Consider the following 17,752-nt stretch of genomic DNA (forward strand, 5'->3'; position numbering starts at 1 on the left):
ACAATCGATCGCGAAGCAAGTTGACAAAAAAAGGCTCGGTGATTTCTCACCGAGCCTTTTGTCTTTTCGATTGTGGACCGAATCAGGTCAGCGGACGCACGTCCCAAATGTCGTCCGCGTACTGCTGGATCGTGCGGTCGCTGCTGAACCAACCGCTTCCGGCCGTGTTCAGGATGCTCATTTCGTTCCAGCGATCCGTGTCTTGGTAGGCTTTGCCCACTTCGGCTTGAGCGTCGATGTAGGACCGCAAATCGGCGATGGTGACCCATGGATCCTGTGGGCTTCGCAAGCCGCTGGTCAGCAGGTCGAACAACCCGGGGTTGTCCGGGTTGAAGTGACCGCTTTCGAGCAGGTTCATCACGCGAACGATGTCCTCATCAGCCGCGATGACGTCGTTGGGGCGGTAGTCCTTCTTCAGTTCCGATACTTCTGCCGCATTCAAGCCGAACAAGAAGAAGTTTTCGGCGCCCGCGTTTTCGCGAATTTCGATATTGGCTCCGTCGAGCGTTCCGATGGTTAAGGCACCGTTCATCATGAATTTCATGTTGCCGGTACCGGAAGCTTCTTTGCCCGCCGTCGAGATTTGCTCGGACAATTCGGTCGCGGGGCAAATCACTTCCATCGATGAAACGCGGTAGTTCGGGAAGAACACCACCTTCAACAAGTCTTGCGCGGAAGGATGATTGTTCACCACTTTGGCGACATCGTTGATCAGTTTTACGATTAATTTCGCGACGTGATAGCCAGGAGCAGCTTTGCCGCCGATCAGCACACAACGAGGCACCATGCCGGCCGTCTCGCCGCGAAGAATACGATCGTAGAGGTGGACGATATGCAGAACGTTCAACAACTGACGTTTGTATTCGTGAATTCGTTTGACTTGCACGTCAAACATGAATGAAGTGTTGAAACGCACGCCAGTTTCGGCCAGAACCAAGTCTGACAAACGGGCTTTGTTCTCTTGCTTGACGGCAATCCATTTCTTGCGGAACGCGGCGTCCGTCGCGTAGGGGGCCAAATCTTTGATCTTCGTCAGGTCACGCTGCCAGCCCTCACCGATCGTCTCGTTGAGTAGATTGCGGAGCCCTGGATTGCAGTGGGACAACCAACGACGCTGAGTCACACCGTTGGTCTTGTTGTTGAACTTACGTGGCCACAACGTGTTGAAGTGTTTGAACAATCCTGATTCGAGCAGTTGCGTGTGCAAGCCGGCCACACCATTGACGGAGAAACTGCCAACGATTGCCAAGTAAGCCATGCGGATGTGCGGGTTGTCGCCTTCTTCGATCAGCGACATTTCGCGACGCATCTCGACGTCACCTGGCCATTGCTGGTCGACCAGTTTCAAGAAACGAGCGTTGATCTCGTAGATGATTTCCAGCAAGCGAGGCAGCAGACGGCTGAACAATCCGACCGACCATCGCTCCAGTGCTTCGGGCAACAAGGTGTGGTTGGTGTATGCCATGCAGCGCGTGGTCACGTCCCAGGCGTCGTCCCATTCCAGGCCGTGTTCGTCCATTAGCAAACGCATCAACTCGGGGACAGCACACGCGGGGTGCGTGTCGTTGAGTTGGAAGCAATTTTTGCGACCGAAGTCCGTGAAGTCTTCGCCGTTCTGTTCGACCCATCGTTCGATGACGTCTTGCAACGATGCGGAGACAAGGAAGTACTGCTGTTTCAGACGCAATTCCTTTCCGTTTTCGCTGGCATCGTTGGGGTACAGAACCATTGAAATCTGTTCAGCGTCGTTCTTTGCCGCGACGGCTTCAGGGTACGAACCCGCGTTGAACTCGCTGAGGTTGAAGACGTCCGTCGTGGAAGCTTTCCACAATCGCAATGTGTTGACCGTGTCGTTGCGATATCCGGGAACCGGCATGTCGTATGGCACCGCCAGCACGTCGTGCGAATCGACCAGACGAGGACGCAGAGTTCCGTGTTCGTCGTAGTAGTTTTCCGTGCGGCCGTAGAAACGTACCCGGCGGGTGTCTTCGGGACGTTTGATTTCCCAGGGGTTGCCGTCACGGAGCCAACGATCGGGGTCCTCGACTTGTCGACCGTCTTCGATGTGCTGGTGGAACATGCCGTATTCGTAGCGGATGCCATATCCAACCACGGGAAGTTGTAGGTTGGCACAACTATCCAGGAAGCATGCTGCCAAGCGACCCAAACCGCCGTTGCCGAGACCCGCGTCGAGTTCCTTGTCAGCGACTTCTTCCATGCTAACGCCATAGGCACGCAGCGCTTTGCGGACGTCTTCGTCCAGTTCCAGGTTTTCAACAGCGTTGGTTAGCGAGCGGCCAATCAAGAACTCGAGCGAGAGATAGTAAACCTTGCGGTCTTTGCTGAGACAGGTTTTCTTCCAGGTGTCGCGCCAGATAGGGACCAAGCGATCTCGAACGGCAATGGCGAGGGCTTGATAGAGGTACTCGCTGTTCTGTTTGTCAGTGTCTTCACCGGTGAAATCGTGTCCCAACGTGATCGTTAGGTGACGAGCCAATTCCGAAGGAAGCTCAGAAAGTGGAAACGAGTTGTCAGTCGGAGAAGCATTCGGCGGAGCGGAAAGCGTGTTGGACATCGATTTTCAACGTTTCTAAGGATGAGACTAGAAGCCGGGAGTATATCGGTGCGATAAGGCAGAGCCAATCTAGATCGGCTCACCGATTGGTTCACTTGAGGTGCTCAATGCGATCTTTCCTGGCCGGCAATTTGGGAGGACTGGGCTGAGCAGGGGTTGTTAGAGGAGCCGATCGTCCCCCAAGGTTCCCACAATGTCATCGGCACGGGCCGCCAAATGCGGCCAGCCCCAGTGCATCATCGGTCAGCCCGACGGCAAAGATTTTTTCAACATTTTGGAATTCCAGCGACTTTCCAATCGGGAAGACGAGTCACTTAGAAAAAATGCGTGAAACTAAGACTACGGCGAGACCGTCACCGTTGGGCTCCGCCGCTCATCGACGGCAGGCAGATCGCGTCTGGTTAGGCAGTTATCAGGACTTGCGACGTTTCATGTGAGGCAACCGGCGTCCCTGAGTTTGGGCCGTGGTGAGCTGCGTTTGCAAATCGTCCAGCGTCAGGGGGCTGACCGGAATGGTCATCAATTCCTGCGGGTCGATTTCGCTGATCAAATTTTGCTTGCCAATTTTTTCGACTTCGTCCTCCAGGGCACTGAGCCACGGCGGGAGATCCAGTCCGACACCGACGGGAGTCCGAGAAAGCTCACTGGCTTGAGCTTCCAACTGGTCGAATGCGGTGCTCTGTCGGTTGGCCTCGGCGTCGTTCATGGCGGGTTCAACCAAGGAACGCATTCGGTCGATGGTCATTGGCTGAACAAAGCGTTCTTCGATGCGATCCGCGATGGTTGGCATTCGCATCGAATGACGACGTTGAAGTTCGCGAAGCTTTTGAACGTACAACTCCGCTTCGGCGGCGATGCGTTCATTCAAACTTTCACGCCAAGCCAGCGAAGCTTTGTCGAGTCCCAGTCTCACCAGGACCTCATGAGTCCACATGATGGGTTTGAGGTTCCAAGCCACGCGTTCGTAGCGGGTGCGGAGACGTAAAAAGTCCAGGAAGGTATAGATCAATTCACCACGATCACTTTGGGTCGTGGTGCTGTTGTAATCCTGGTACTCCGCGTGGTGATCCAGCAATGATTCAAACACCAACGTGATCCAACGCGACGCTTCGGCGATCTTGATCTTGCCGATTTCTAGATCTCGGAAGAGTTGCGTGTCTTCCAACAGGTCGTCGCCATCGGTCATGGCTCGTTCCAGCCACGAGGAAACGTCTTGGTGCAAGACGGCTCGAACATTGCTCAGTTGCAGGAAACCCTGCGTGAAGATTGGGTCGCCGTACAGCTGGATGAACTCCACCAAACGTTCCCACTTGGCCGGATCACTGACGGCTTCCAAGGGCGAAAGACGTAGCGTTTGGCTGTGTGCCAACCAACTGCCCAGCATTGTTTCCGTCAATCGTTCCAGTAACGGGATCAAGCGGTCCGCAATGGCGTCTTGATCGGTCACGCTGAGTTCACGCGAAACCGTTGAGGGATCGACCGGGGCAGGGGAGGGCGGTTCACCGGCAGTCGAGTGCAGGACGGCCTGGGCGATGGAGCTGACCAGTGATCGATATCCCGCTCGGTACAGGCCGTCGAATTCCGTGACGGCTCCAGCACCTATGGGGTGCCGTTGTTCCATTTGTCGTGCGGTTTCGATCAGTCGACAGGTTTCGGCGAACAGGCCGCGGCGAGGCAACCAGTGCAACAAGTGACGCAGCACTCGTTCTCGCAGACGTGTGACATAGATCTTGACCGGGTCGCCACCGCGAGAAAGCGGGATGTAGAGCAGACTGCGGTTTAGGATTGCGTCGATGAATGTGGGGAAGCGTTCGCGGGCTCGATCCGAATCGCCAGCGATCAACGACGAGAACAACTCGATGGCCCCCGCGTCATCTTCGGCGAATTCTTCACCGACGTCCCCTGGCAGCTTTCCTTGCATTGCACCGAGTGCACTGGCGATCAAGCGCCGAGCGTCGGCCATTTCAACCGCCGTCGTAATCACCCGCTCCATCAAACTGTCACGCAGGACCCGGCGGCGATCGTAGATCCGCATGGAATCTTTGTCTGTGCCGGCGGGCTTGATCTTGTAGGAACGCACATCGCTGAGCAGCTCCAGCAATCCAATGCGGTTGGCGACCGCGCGCCGTGCCCAAGCGGACAGGGCTTCAATTTGTTGCTGACGGTGGCTGGGAGCAAACTCGGGTGACGATGGCGGTGTTTCCTGGTTGGCATGAATTTCCGTCAACGCGACGTCGGCGCCGACGGCCCACATGCGTGCCAGTGATTGCAGGAAATCCAAACGGCATGCCAGTCGTTTCACTTCCGCTTCCAATTCATCGACGCTGCTGCTGTTGCTGCTCGTGTCGAAGATGGAGCCTTCATTGCCATCGTCGGTTGTGTCGCGGTAGCTGACGTTTTCATACGCCGCGTCGAACAAGCCTTCGTCTTCGTCCTCAGGCTGGTCAAAGGGATTTTCGTTGGCGTTCGCCAATTCTTGTTCCCATTCATCGCGAGGTCGCGACGGTGATTCATCGTCACCACATTCAAAACGTGGGGCGGACCAAAACGATTCAGCGTTGGCTTCTAAGTAGTCAAAGAACTTGTTGACGCGTGGCCACAGAGCCGCCGCGTCGTCACGCATGTGGGCTCGCAGTTGAAGCAACCACCGTTCGGCCAAACGCGGCAGCGAATTTGCACCGCTACGAAGTCCGACTCGGTCGGCTTGCCCCAACCAGTGAATCAGCAAGGCCTGCGCTGGGATGAAATCCTTTCGTTCCAGCAATGCCGAGATGACCAGCATGTAGGCTCGCGGTGAATCGAACAGATCGGCGTGCGGTGCCCAAAAAGCGATGTCGCCGCGTTGGGCGCCGCCGCGGTGCCAAAGCCGGAGAGCTTGCGCGACCAAACGTGCTGATTCGTAGGATTCCCAGGGATCGGTGGCTTCGACCGATTCTACGGTGTGGGCCGCGAAAGTTCGCCACCACTGGGCGATATCGCGGTATTGACGATCCATCCGCTCGTAGGACGCTTCGTCGTCGCGTGCGGCGGCTTCGCTCCACACGCGAGCGATGTAGCCAAACAAGTTCTCGATGATGTACAGCAGCTCGTCGAGTCGGCTGTCATGGATCGAGTTTTCGATTCCCGGATACAAGCTGAAGTTGCCCGTGAACCCGAGGATATCCCAAGGGTCCATTAACGCACCGCATTCAATGGCGCGACGGATCAGGTCGAAGGTTTGCTCGGGCACTTCCACCGAATCCGCGAATCGATCGGTGCGGAGGGCGCGAAGTCCCAACGTCATGCCGCAATCGATGCGGCACATCAAACGGGCGGAGGCGGCGGGAACCACGTCGGCTTGTTTGGTCGCGGAATCGGGGTAGCCAAGTCTTGCGTAGATCCGTGCAAGTTGAACATGTTGAAGCTGGATGGCTCGTCTGCGAGCCAAAGCGGCGTTCAAGTTTTGTCGTGCCGCCCCAAATGGTTGGTGACGCGTTTTGACTTCGTCGAGCAACCTTTGGCCGTGTGAACCGCCGATTTGAGAGATTCGCCAGTTGTAGAACTCGTCCCTGAAATTCGCGATCGGCACCATCAGCGAACGCAGCGTGACATCACTGCTGTAGCAGGCGGGACCCCAGCCGGAAATGCCAGACGCCATCAGCATCGTGCCTGCCAACACGGAGGCCGCTTCCTCGAGCAATTCATCGCGAGACAGATCCGGTGTCTCTTCGACTCGGGCCAGCAACGAATCGAGCGTCACGCTGCGAAGGATGAATCGATCGTAACGACCTTCTGAATCAATCGCGTGCTCATCCCAACCGCCGAAGTGATAGTTGGGACGGCGATTGACCGGATGGTCAAAGTCGTAGGCTCGAGGATCTAAACACAATTCACGAAGTTGGTTGGGATCCATCGCGGCCGCGCGAAGGATGTCCTCCGGGGCCTCTTCGATCGCTCGAACCGCACGTTCGATCAATTCTCGATAGGGACCGGCGGTGATCCCGGCACCCTGAACCATCTGCGGGATGGGACGCACAAATTCGTGCGCGTACGGCTGGCACGACCGGTTTTCCAGCACGGCCACCGGACGGTAGCCAACGTAATCGTTCAGCGTTGTGATGATCTGATGCAGGCGTTCTGATTCTTCGTCAACGCTGCTGATACTTTCGTCTTCGCCGATCTGCTGCACCATTACTTCGGCGCAGCGCCCCAGGAAGAAACCGTTGAACAACAACTCGGGCGGTTGGTGGAACAGCAGGTCGCGGTGAAAGTCCAGGTAGGTGGGAAGCAAACCCGACCAGAGCAGGTTGATCAATCCAAGTGCGCGATCCACGTTGGCGAACGCGGACGATTCTTTTCGCAGAGCGTGAGTGGCTTCTTCCAGCCAGTCTCGCATGATCAGGAAAGGTGGCGGCCCGTTGAGAACGTCGCCACCGGAGGCTTCGTCATGAACTTTGTTCCAAGCCGTGAACACCGACGTGGGTGCTGGTCCGGAGGAGAAGTTCAGATAGCCGACCAGGGATTGAAGTGCACCTCGAGCGTCCTGCGAAGGTGGCGGCCAAGCTGCGGCGGCCAATTGATGGTCGGGCAGGTTGCCATCGGGTTCGCGGGACGAGGGGGCGGGCATCGAGGGAACCAGAGATTTTGGAAGGCAGGACGTTTGGTGGGTTGGACGGCATTTTGGGGCACATGCCGAATCTGTCGAGGGGCGCGGGAAAACACTTGATTTTCCCGGCCGCTCAAGCAAACGTTTTCAGCTCTTCTTCTTTGCTTTTTTGACCGATTTCTTCGCGGTCTTCTTCGTCGATTTCTTCACCGACTTTTTGACCGATTTCTTCGCGGCCTTTTTGACGGACTTCTTTGCCGCCTTGGCTTTCACTGCCTTCTTAACGCTCTTCTTCGCCGACTTTTTGACGGACTTTTTGACCGATTTCTTTTTGGATCGAGCGGGTTGTGACTTGGTTGTCTTGGTGGATTTCTTGGCCACTTTTTTAGCGGTCTTTTTACGAGCGGGGGCGCCACCGAAAGCGGCGTCCCAGCCCTCGGCGTACTTTTCGTTGGTGCCTGTGCGCAGAATCGTCATGAATTTGGAAAGGTGAAAGGAAACAGATAGAAAAAAAGGAGCCGTCCGCGGTCATTCGCGGACGGCAGCGATCGCGAAACTGAATCAGCTCGCGTGAATGCTCTTGTATCGAGTTTTGGGTGAGTCATCGTCGACGTCTTCACCCATGCGTTCACGACGATTGCGTTCGTAGGTGTCGAAGTTGCCTTCGCACCAAACCACTTTTCCGTCGCCTTCGAACGCAAGGATATGGGTTGCGAGTCGATCCAGGAACCAGCGGTCGTGCGATGTCACCACCACGCAACCCGCGAAGTTGGCGATGGCTTCTTCCAAAGCACGCAAGGTATCCACATCGAGGTCGTTGGTTGGTTCGTCCAACAGCAAGACGTTGCAGCCTTTGCGAAGCAGCGATGCCAGGTGGACTCGGTTGCGTTCACCACCGGACAGCACGCCAACTTTCTTTTCTTGGTCGGGGCCTTTGAAATTGAAGCGAGACACATACGAGCGGGCATGCATGACTTTGCCGCCCATTTCAAACGTGTCGTGACCGCCGCTGATTTCTTGGTAGATCGTCTTTTCTGGATCGAGTTTGTCGCGGGACTGATCGACGTAACCCAGGTCGACGGTTTCACCGACTTTGATCTCGCCCGCGTCCACGGGTTCTTGTCCCGTCAACATCTTGAACAACGTCGTTTTGCCAGCACCGTTGGGACCGATGATGCCAACGATTCCTCCGGGTGGCAGTCGGAAGTTCATGTCTTCCATCAAAGTCTTTTCGCCAAACGCTTTGTTGACGTGATGAGCTTCGATGACCAATGAGCCCAGGTGTTTGCCCGATGGAATTTGGATTTCCAAGTCGTCGGGACGATCTTCGAACTGTTCGGCCGACATTTGTTCGTAAGCCTTGATCCGTGCTTTGGATTTGGCTTGGCGAGCCTTGGGGCTCATGCGAATCCATTCCAATTCGCGAGCGAGGTTCTTTTCGCGAGCCTTCTGCTGACGCTCTTCCAGCGCCATTCGCTTGGCACGTGATTCCAGCCACGCGGTGTAGTTGCCTTCGAATGGGATGCCGCGACCGCGGTCCACTTCGAGGATCCACTGAGCCACGTTGTCCAGGAAGTAACGATCGTGGGTGACGGCCACCACGGTGCCGGGGTAACTGGCAAGGTGTTGTTCCAACCACGAAACCGATTCGGCGTCCAAGTGGTTGGTTGGTTCGTCGAGCAGCAGCAGGTCAGGTTGGCGGATCAGCAATTGGCAAAGCGCTACGCGGCGTTTTTCACCACCGGAGAGGTTGGTGATTTCGGCGTCTTTGGGGGGAAGGTTCATGACCGCCATCGACATTTCGACGAAGCGATCCAGTTCCCACAGGTTGTTGGCGTCGATGACGTCTTGCAGGGTCGCCATCTCGTCGCAGAGTTTCTGCATTTCGTCGTCGTCGATGACTTCACCGAGCAGACCGCTGATCTCGTTGTAGCGATCCACGATGGCTTGACGTTCGGCGACGGCTTCTTGAACGTTCTCAAAAACGGTCTTGGTTGGGTCCAGTGGCGGTTCCTGTTGCAGGTAGCCGACGGTGAACCCTTTGCCCAGTCGCGCTGTGCCTTCAAACTCGGTGTCCATGCCGGCCATGATTTTGAGCAGCGTGGATTTACCGGCACCATTGGGTCCGAGGACACCGATTTTGGCACCGGGATAGAACGCCAAGTTGACGTTTTCGAGGACCTTGCGTTGACCGTGTTTCTTGGTCAGGTCGATGATTTGGTAAATGAATTGTCCGGCCATGTTTTCGCTTGGAAGGCTGAAGTGAGAGGCGGGGAATGAACGGAAATGGAGGCGATTCCTGCACGGGTCACGTTGATTGTGATGTCCGCTTGCATGTGAAAAAAGGAATCGCTGAATTCGTCTTGGTGTGTCGGGGTTTGTGATTGGAAGTTCGCCTGCTTGCGTCATCACTCCCATTCGATCGTCGCGGGCGGTTTGCTGCTGATGTCGTAGCAGACTCGGTTCACGCCTTTGACTTCGTTGATGATTCGGGTGCTGATCCGAGCCAGCAGTTCGTAAGGCAGGTGGCTCCAATCCGCCGTCATGAAGTCGTCGGTGTTGACGCATCGAACGGCAATTGCGTTGTCGTAGGTTCGGGCATCGCCCATCACACCAACGCTTTGCACGGGCAACAGCACGGCAAAGGCTTGGCTGGTGTCGCGGTACAAACCGGCGTTTTCGATCTCTTCGACCACGATTGCGTCGGCTTCACGAAGCACTTTCAATTTGTCTCGCGTGACTTCGCCTAAGCAACGCACCGCCAAGCCGGGACCGGGGAAGGGGTGTCGCCAAACCAATTGTTCCGGCAGACCCAGTTCGATGCCCAACCGACGAACTTCGTCTTTGAATAAGTCTCGCAGAGGTTCGATTAATTCAAACCCCAATTCTTCCGGAAGCCCACCGACATTGTGGTGCAGTTTAATGGTGGCGGCGGGGCCGTCTTTGTCAGCACCGCTTTCGATCACATCGGGATAAAGCGTGCCTTGGGCAAGGAAGTGTGCGTCCTCGATTTTGTTGGCTTCATCTTTGAAGCATTCGATGAACGCGTGTCCGATGCGTCGTCGTTTCTCTTGTGGTTCGTCGATCCCGGCCAAGTCCGCCAAGAAGCGATCTTCGGCTTGAACGATGTGCAAGTCGGTTTGGAAGTGGTTGCTGAACTCTTCCAAAACGATTTGTTGTTCGTTCTTACGAAGCAACCCGTTGTCGACCAGGATGCAAGACAACTGAGGCCCGATGGCTTTGTAGAGCAGTGCGGCGACGACAGAAGAATCCACGCCGCCGGACAGGCCGCAGATGACTCGTTTGTTGCCGACTTGCTGACGAATGGATTCGATCGCGGCGTTGGCGAAGTCACCCAGTTTCCAACTGCCGTCGCATCCGCAGACGTCGATCACAAAGTTGCGAAGGATCTGTCCACCGTGCGGCGTGTGTGTGACTTCGGGGTGGAACTGCATGCCAAACACCGGACGTTCGTTGTGACGAATCGCGGCGTAAGGGCAGGTGGACGTCTTGGCCATTGCGGTGAACTGATCGGCAATCTGCGAGACCTGGTCACCGTGGCTCATCCAAACTTGTTCGGAATCTTGCATCCCGCGAAAGATCGAATCGCGATCCGTGAATTCGCACATCGCTCGGCCGTATTCGCGGCTGGGCGTGTTGTCGACTTTGCCGCCGAGGGCTTGGCAGGCGAGCTGCATGCCGTAGCAAATCCCAAGCACGGGGATGCCGAGATCAAACAGACCCTCGTCGCACTTCGGCGCGCCTTCTTCGTAAACGCTGTTGGGACCGCCGGAAAGGATGATGCCTTTGGGTGCCAGTTCGGCGATGCGTTCCGCCGTGATGTCGTGGCGAACAATCTGGCAGTAGACGTTCTGTTCGCGGACGCGGCGAGCGATCAGTTGAGCGTACTGCGATCCAAAATCGAGCACCAAGATGCGTTGATCGGTGAGCCAGGTTTTTTCAGCGATGGCGGACGAGGTGGTGTTCTCGGGAGAGGTCATCGTGTTCTTGCCGGATACTAGCGGGAAAAGCCAATGCGGCAGTGTAAAAGAGCAGGGGGGAAACGGGAAAGGGCTAAGGGGATACGAATCAGCCCAGAGACGGAGTCGGAGGCGAAGGCCGGCCGGCCGGCGTATCCGTTTGGTGCGGCAGGAGCTTCTGTCTAGATACGGGCGGGCACCACAGAGGGGAGGGCAGGGCGGTTCAGCCACGTCGGTGAGTCTTTTTCGGGATTCTGTGCGTTTGTGGTCTATGATGAAGGTAGCAAGCAGACACTCAAATTCACGATGTTGGTGACGATGATTCAGATCGTTTCGAAATGGAACGCAGGCCGAGCTTGGCATTCAAAACGGACTGGGAACTCAGGGCGATCTCTCCTTTCGTTCGCTCTTGCGGCGGCGTTGGGCTGCTTGCTGCCACTCGGTGGTCCAGCCGAGTTCGCGGTGCAATCGGCTCACGGACAAGTGGCCGGTGCGGCAGCGGGCGGACCACCGCTCGATGCTCGTTCGCGGACCATCGTGCAGTCGGTCGAGATGCAAGTGAAACGTGCGGGTGCCGCGTACGCCAAGGGCGACTACCCCGCGTCGGGGGCCTCACTGAGAAAGGCAATCGATCAGCTCAAAGTTGCCGAAAAGGTTTCGTCGGCCGAGATGCACGATGCGTTGATGCCTTTGATGAAACGCATCGTCAACGCTCGCGCGATGTTGGAGTTGGAAGGCATCACGTTGCCGCCGTTTCGCATTCCCGAGCGACCCGCGGCGTCGTCTGCGAAGCCCGCCGAAGAGATGCCCCCAGGCGATGACTCAGGCGGGGATGGCAACCAGGGAGTGAGTTTTGTTTCCGATGTCTCGCCGATCTTGGTCGACAAGTGCGGCGGTTGCCACATCCGCGGAAGCAAAGGAGGTTTCTCGACCGAAAGCTTTGCCAAGTTGATGCAGGGCCCACCGGAAGGCGTGGTGGTTTTTGCCGGAGACGTGGTCGCCAGTCGTTTAATTGAAACCATCGAGACCGGCGATATGCCTCGTGGCGGCGGCAAGGTCAGCCCCGCTCAGTTGAACACTCTAAAGCAATGGATCTTGGAAGGTGCCAAGTTCGATGGTCCGGATCCCACGGCGATGCTGACCAGTTTGCGAGGCAACTCCGGGGACGCGCCCGCAACCCCCGAACCGCCCAAGGAGACCATGGTCGGCGCGCCGACCGGCGATGAAACGGTTTCGTTTGCTCGTGACGTGGCACCGTTGCTGGTGAAAAATTGCACGGGGTGCCATCTGGACGCGATGCAGACTCGCGGCGGACTTCGAATGGACACGCTCGCTCAGTTGCTGCGTGGTGGCGACAGTGGCCAAGCATTGAGCCCTGGGAATGGTGAGTCCAGCTTGATCGTTCAAAAGCTTCGCGGCACCGCGGGCGACCGTATGCCAGCCGGAGGTCGTCCGCCACTCGCCGATAACGAGATCCAGCTCATCTCGACTTGGATCAGCGAAGGAGCCAAGGTCGATCAAGCGTTGGTGCAGACTCCGATGAAAGTCGTGACAGCCCAAGCGTGGTTGGCCGCGGCGGCGTCTTCCGAAGTCAGCGAGCGTCGGGCGGATCTTGCCGAAGAAGACTTCCGCTTGGCCGGCGCGGACGTTTCGCGATTGCAGAAACACAGCAGCGATCACTTCGCTGTTTGGGGTGAGGTTTCACCGGCGACGTTGGAGTCCGTGGCTCAGTCGGCAGAGAAAGCTCTGGCGGCGGCTCGCAAGTTTCTTCCCGCCGCGAGCGGGGCACCGGAGGACTACTTCCACGGCAAGGCGTCGATCTACGTGCTGCCCAAGCGATACAACTACAGCGAGTTCTCCAAAATGGTGGAAGGTCGCAGCGTGCCTTCGGATTGGAGCTCGCACTGGAAATACGATGGGATCCGATCTTACGTTGCCGTGGTGGCGTCGGAACGTGACGACGAAGAGCAAATCGCTGAACGCGTCGCCGCACCCGTGGCCAGTTTGGCTGTCGTCAGCCGCGGGGAGGGGGTTCCGCGATGGTTCGCTGAGGGTTTGGGGACGACGATCTCGGGTGGTGAGTCCAAACGCGACCGCAACGAGAACATGCGTCGGCAGGCCGAGCTGATCACCGCGGTGGGCAGTTTGAAATCGGGCAAAGATTTCTTGAATGGGAAGTTGCCGCCCGAGCGATCGGATCGCATGGCAGTCGCCCTGGCCGAATCGTTCCTTTCGCGTCAAAATCGTCGTGGCTTCGACGCGGTGATGCGAAGCCTGCAATCTGGGCAACCCTTTCCTGCAGCTTTTCAATCCGGAATGAAGACGACGCCGCTTGCGTACGTCGACGCTTGGCTGCAATGGGTCAAATGAATTGGTAACTTTTCGGCCATGACCGAATCTCAATCTGACGCCGAACCAAAATCTGGCATGGATGCTTCCGTGGCGGTGGCCGCGCTGTACTGCTTCACGCCGCTGCCACAATTTGAGTCCCTAAGAGAACCATTGCGCAGGCGGATGGCTGACGACGGCATCCGCGGGTCGCTGTTGTTGGCGGGGGAAGGAATCAACGGGACGATCGCTGGCCCAAGTTCCGCGATGCCAGGGTTCATCCAGTGGTTGCGATCGATGGAATTGGAGGACGCCGCGACGCCATTTCGTGGAATGGATGTGAAGTGGTCGTACTGCGATGAGATTCCATTTCGAAAAGCCAAAGTTCGACTGAAACGCGAAATCGTCACGATGGGCGTTCAGGACATCGATCCGCTGCGATCGGTGGGGACCTACGTCGAGCCTCGTGATTGGAACGCGTTGGTCGATGATCCGAACGTGACCCTGATCGACACCCGTAACGATTACGAGATCGAGATTGGAACGTTTGAGGGAGCGGTGAACCCGCAAACCGAATCCTTTCGCGAATTTCCGCAGTACGTTGACGAACATCTGGATCCGAAGAAGCACACCAAAGTCGCCATGTTCTGCACCGGCGGCATTCGGTGCGAAAAGTCGACCGCGTATCTGAAGCAGCGCGGATTCGAAGAGGTGTATCACCTGAAGGGCGGCATTCTGAATTATCTGGAGCAGATGCCGGAGGAAGATTCTCGTTGGCGGGGAGAATGTTTTGTGTTCGACAACCGGGTGGCGGTCGATCACCAATTGAAGGCCGGGGAATACGAGTTGTGTCACGGTTGTGGTTGGCCGGTCACGCAAGAAATGATGCGGGACGCCGAGTTTGAACGAGGGGTCGCCTGCCCGCGCTGTGCCAGCGAAGTGACGGAAGACCAGCGGATTCGCCGCCGGATGCGTCAACAGCAACTCGACCAAGGCGTATAATCATCTCGCCGTGCATGGCCTGCCCGCGTAGGGCGGTTCCCTTCTCTTCACCATCTGTGAGTTCAATTTGTCACGTTCACTTCTAGGCATGTTTGCCGTATTGATTTGTGCCGCACCCACGTTCGCTCACCCCGGCCATGGGAACTCGGAGGGCGTGGCTCACTACGCCACGGAACCCGTTCACGTGCTGCCGATGATGGCGTCGATCGCTGTCAGCGGTGCTTTGCTGGTCGCGGGTTACTTCGCGATGGGACGATTGAATTCTTCCTCGCGGCAATCGGCCGTGGAGCCAGTGCGGGTGGAAAGCGAATCGCAGTCGCGTGATCGTCGTTCGCTGTGACCAACGCCAACGTGAATCAAGCTGCTGAGTGGCCTGCGATTGACGAAGAAGCGGCATTGCAGCGATTTTTGGATCTGACGCGACTGCCGGGGAAGAGCGGCGACGAAGCGGAGGTGTCCAAAGCGATCCAGCAAGCTTTGTTGTCTGCCGGCGTTGATGCGTCGTCCATCGTTTCGGATGATGCCGGGACCAAGACCAGGTTGTCAGGGAATGCTGGCAACTTGATTGTGACTTTGCCCGGCGATGAGTCGCTGCCTCGGACGCTGCTTTCGGCCCACATGGACACTGTGCCGATTTGTGTGGGGTGTGACCCGGTGATCCGTGAGGACGCTGAGCTAGGGCGAATTGTCGTCGCCGATGGCCCAACGGGTTTGGGAGCGGATGATCGCAGCGGCTGTGCCGCCATTTTGACGGCGGTTTTGGAGCGATTGGTCCGCCAAGCGAATGATCCGACGCTGCGTGTGCCGCCCGCCGTCGTGACGTTTCTGATCCAAGAAGAAGTGGGGCTGCAGGGTGCACGCCATTTAGACGTGTCGAAGGTGGGACGGGTGGATCGAGCTTTCAACTTCGACGGAGGCGGCATCAACACCATTCGGCACGGGGCGATTGGCGGCGAACGAATCCAGGTCACGCTTCGTGGGCATGCCGCTCATGCCGGTGTGGCACCGGAGAAGGGAGTCAGCGCGATCGTGATTGCGGCGGAGGCGATCTCCAGTTTGCATCGTGATGGCTGGCTCGGCTTGGTGGAAAAGGAAGGGCGACGGGGAACCGCGAATGTGGGTGTTTTCCAGGGTGGCGACGCGACCAATGTGATCACACCGTTGGTGGAGTTGCGTGCGGAGGCTCGCAGCCACGACCCCGATTTCCGTGGGGAGATTGTTTCGCAGATGCAGTCCGCTTTCGAGCGTGCGGTGGCTTCGGTGAAGGATGTGCAAGGTCGCACGGGAAGCATGGAATTCACTCGTCGCGTGGACTACGAAGCGTTCCGATTGGCGGAGGATCATCCCTCGGTCATCGCCGCGACCGAATTGATCTCGCAGTTAGGACGAACGCCGCGATGCGAGGTTGCCAACGGTGGTTTGGACGCGAATTGGCTGATGCGGCACGGGATTGAGGCGGTGACGCTGGGGTGTGGTCAATCCGCGATTCATACCGTCGATGAACATTTGTTGATTGACGACTATTTCGCGGCGTGCCGGTTGGCCACCCAGTTGATCGCATCGGCCGATTGAGACCTGTGTGTCTTGGCGGATCTCGTCGGTCGGCGACGCATCCATTGCGAAAATCGTGGTCAGTACCTTTTCAATACACTAGGTTCCTGCCACGTGGGCACTTACAATCTGCGTGGTCGCATTGTCCAGAAGGGCAGTGCGAACCTTTCGCCAGTGTTCACGGTCACAAGTTCTCGGTCCTAATCGTTTGTCAGGTTCATGGCACCCCGGAGTGAAGTTCGCTGAGCAGACCCATGTTGGGATGCGACGTGCGAACAACCAGGATTCATCGGCGGTCTTGCTCGCTGAGTCCGAGGAGCGTCTGAACCAACGAGGGCACCTGTTTGTGGTCGCAGACGGCATGGGGGCCCACGCGGCGGGTGAGTTGGCCTCTCAAATTGCCAGCGAACGCATCACGGCGCACTATTACAAGTCTCGAGAAGACGTGCCGGAGCACGCGATCGCCGAGGCCGTGCACCTCGCCAACGCCGCCATTTATGCTCGCGGGCAAAGCAATCCAGAATTCCTGAACATGGGAACGACCGCCAGTTCGCTGGTCTTGGTCGGCGGCGCCGCGTTCGTTGCTCACGTGGGGGATTCTCGCGTTTATCGTTTGCGGCAAGGCGTCCTGGAGCAGTTGACCTTCGATCACTCTCTGGTGTGGGAGATGCAGGCCAGTGGGAAGGTGCACAGCGACAGCATCTTCAGCAAATCCATTCCCAAGAACGTCATCACTCGTTCCCTGGGGCCATCGCCCGAGGTGTTGGTTGATCTGGAGGGGCCGTTTGATATCGAGGTGGGCGACCGTTTCCTCGTGTGCAGCGATGGGCTGACGGGGCAAATCGAGGATGACGAGCTGGCCGTGTTGCTGCAGTCGCTCGACGTCGAAAAAGCTTCGCGTGTGATGATTGATTTGGCCAACCTGCGGGGCGGACCGGACAACATCACGCTGATCATCGTCGAAGTCACCGACGAGTCGATCACCGAAAACCATGGCCCTCCTCGAAAGGCTCGTTCCATCGGTGCCGACGAGGTTTCCTCCCGCGCGCTGATTGGGACCACGGCGTTTTGTTGGACCGGTGCGGTCGGGTTTGGCATCGCATCGGCACTCGTCAGCCCGCGATTCGTGGGCTCCGCGATTGTCGCATTCATTCTGGGCTCGATCTCGGCGGCGGTTTGGGCCAGCGGCATTTTCAAACCAAACGATCGCCGGCGTCCGCTCAAAACTCGTCGCTCTGTAAATCGTTCTGGTTTGTCCGGCGATTCTTCTGGGACGACCGGTGCGATGGAGACGGGGCAGGGCGGTTCCGCGTCCGGCGGTGAACCGTTGGACATGGGTAGTGGGGAAACAGCTATCGGCAACGGACCCTATCGACGCTACAAAGCCGATTCTCATCAGGCGTTTGTCACGCGATTGGATGATGTCATCACGCAGCTCAAACAAACCTCGGAAGAGCGAAATTGGATGCTGGATTGGCAAGAAGTGGATCGTTTGCTCCAGCGAGCCCGCGAGGCTGCCAAGGAAGCCGTTTGGGGCTCGGCCGTTTCGCTGTATTGCGACGCGACGCTGGGGGCGATGCAGCAATTGAAAAAGCACCAAGACGACTCGGCTAGCGACACGGTCGTCGATCTCTAGGAAGTTCAGGGAAACAATGGGAAGCCGAAAACATGTTGGCGACTGGTCCGGGAAGGAAGTTCCGGCCGGAAGCCAGCGAGTGGTGCATTTGGCGG

10 protein-coding genes are annotated in these 17,752 nt (G+C 57.3%); 5 read left to right on the forward strand and 5 right to left on the reverse strand.

Annotated features, from left to right (window positions below):
* Window positions 1-82 precede the first annotated feature (82 nt).
* The 5 genes from LOC70_RS15260 to guaA all read right to left on the reverse strand — a co-directional run bounded on the left by LOC70_RS15260 (window position 83) and on the right by guaA (window position 11,161).
* Entirely contained in the window at window positions 83-2,575 is a 2,493-nt protein-coding gene (locus tag LOC70_RS15260) for a glycogen/starch/alpha-glucan phosphorylase (RefSeq protein ID WP_230254874.1), read from the reverse strand.
* Between the two features lie 412 nt (window positions 2,576-2,987).
* Window positions 2,988-7,181, reverse strand: a complete 4,194-nt coding sequence (locus LOC70_RS15265; protein WP_230254875.1) for a hypothetical protein — start codon at window positions 7,179-7,181, stop codon at window positions 2,988-2,990.
* Between the two features lie 126 nt (window positions 7,182-7,307).
* Complete coding sequence (locus LOC70_RS15270) at window positions 7,308-7,637, reverse strand: hypothetical protein (RefSeq protein ID WP_230254876.1); 330 nt, start codon at window positions 7,635-7,637, stop codon at window positions 7,308-7,310.
* A gap of 84 nt (window positions 7,638-7,721) precedes the next feature.
* The gene (gene ettA / locus LOC70_RS15275) at window positions 7,722-9,401 is read right to left on the reverse strand and encodes an energy-dependent translational throttle protein EttA (protein WP_230254877.1); all 1,680 of its coding nucleotides are present in this window, start codon (window positions 9,399-9,401) and stop codon (window positions 7,722-7,724) included.
* A gap of 167 nt (window positions 9,402-9,568) precedes the next feature.
* Window positions 9,569-11,161 carry a glutamine-hydrolyzing GMP synthase gene (gene guaA / locus LOC70_RS15280; RefSeq protein WP_255716153.1) on the reverse strand — a complete coding sequence of 531 codons (1,593 nt, stop codon included), beginning with the start codon at window positions 11,159-11,161 and terminating at the stop codon, window positions 9,569-9,571.
* A 297-nt stretch (window positions 11,162-11,458) separates the two neighbouring features.
* Here guaA and LOC70_RS15285 point away from each other — a divergent pair, with 297 nt between their 5' ends.
* The 5 genes from LOC70_RS15285 to LOC70_RS15305 all read left to right on the forward strand — a co-directional run bounded on the left by LOC70_RS15285 (window position 11,459) and on the right by LOC70_RS15305 (window position 17,657).
* Window positions 11,459-13,510, forward strand: a complete 2,052-nt coding sequence (locus tag LOC70_RS15285) for a c-type cytochrome domain-containing protein (protein ID WP_230254878.1) — start codon at window positions 11,459-11,461, stop codon at window positions 13,508-13,510.
* An 18-nt stretch (window positions 13,511-13,528) separates the two neighbouring features.
* Window positions 13,529-14,470: an oxygen-dependent tRNA uridine(34) hydroxylase TrhO gene (trhO, locus tag LOC70_RS15290; RefSeq protein ID WP_315857265.1), complete on the forward strand. Its 942-nt coding sequence runs from the start codon at window positions 13,529-13,531 to the stop codon at window positions 14,468-14,470.
* An 88-nt stretch (window positions 14,471-14,558) separates the two neighbouring features.
* On the forward strand, window positions 14,559-14,810 hold the full coding sequence (locus LOC70_RS15295) for a hypothetical protein (protein WP_230254879.1): 252 nt from the start codon (window positions 14,559-14,561) through the stop codon (window positions 14,808-14,810).
* 11 nt (window positions 14,811-14,821) lie between these two features.
* Complete coding sequence (locus tag LOC70_RS15300) at window positions 14,822-16,042, forward strand: M20/M25/M40 family metallo-hydrolase (protein ID WP_230254880.1); 1,221 nt, start codon at window positions 14,822-14,824, stop codon at window positions 16,040-16,042.
* Between the two features lie 211 nt (window positions 16,043-16,253).
* Complete coding sequence (locus LOC70_RS15305) at window positions 16,254-17,657, forward strand: PP2C family protein-serine/threonine phosphatase (protein ID WP_230256162.1); 1,404 nt, start codon at window positions 16,254-16,256, stop codon at window positions 17,655-17,657.
* Window positions 17,658-17,752 lie beyond the last annotated feature (95 nt).

This window comes from Rhodopirellula halodulae (assembly GCF_020966775.1).
In the GTDB taxonomy this organism is placed as follows: Bacteria; Planctomycetota; Planctomycetia; order Pirellulales; family Pirellulaceae; genus Rhodopirellula; species Rhodopirellula halodulae.

Bases quoted from the DNA above. Each gene is read 5' to 3' on its own strand.
- LOC70_RS15270 (WP_230254876.1), bottom strand. From the start codon at position 7,637: ATGACGATTCTGCGCACAGGCACCAACGAAAAGTACGCCGAGGGCTGG.
- guaA (WP_255716153.1), bottom strand. From the start codon at position 11,161: ATGACCTCTCCCGAGAACACCACCTCGTCCGCCATCGCTGAAAAAACC.
- LOC70_RS15285 (WP_230254878.1), top strand. From the start codon at position 11,459: ATGATTCAGATCGTTTCGAAATGGAACGCAGGCCGAGCTTGGCATTCA.
- ettA (WP_230254877.1), bottom strand. From the start codon at position 9,401: ATGGCCGGACAATTCATTTACCAAATCATCGACCTGACCAAGAAACAC.
- LOC70_RS15260 (WP_230254874.1), bottom strand. From the start codon at position 2,575: ATGTCCAACACGCTTTCCGCTCCGCCGAATGCTTCTCCGACTGACAAC.
- trhO (WP_315857265.1), top strand. From the start codon at position 13,529: ATGACCGAATCTCAATCTGACGCCGAACCAAAATCTGGCATGGATGCT.
- LOC70_RS15295 (WP_230254879.1), top strand. From the start codon at position 14,559: ATGTTTGCCGTATTGATTTGTGCCGCACCCACGTTCGCTCACCCCGGC.
- LOC70_RS15265 (WP_230254875.1), bottom strand. From the start codon at position 7,181: ATGCCCGCCCCCTCGTCCCGCGAACCCGATGGCAACCTGCCCGACCAT.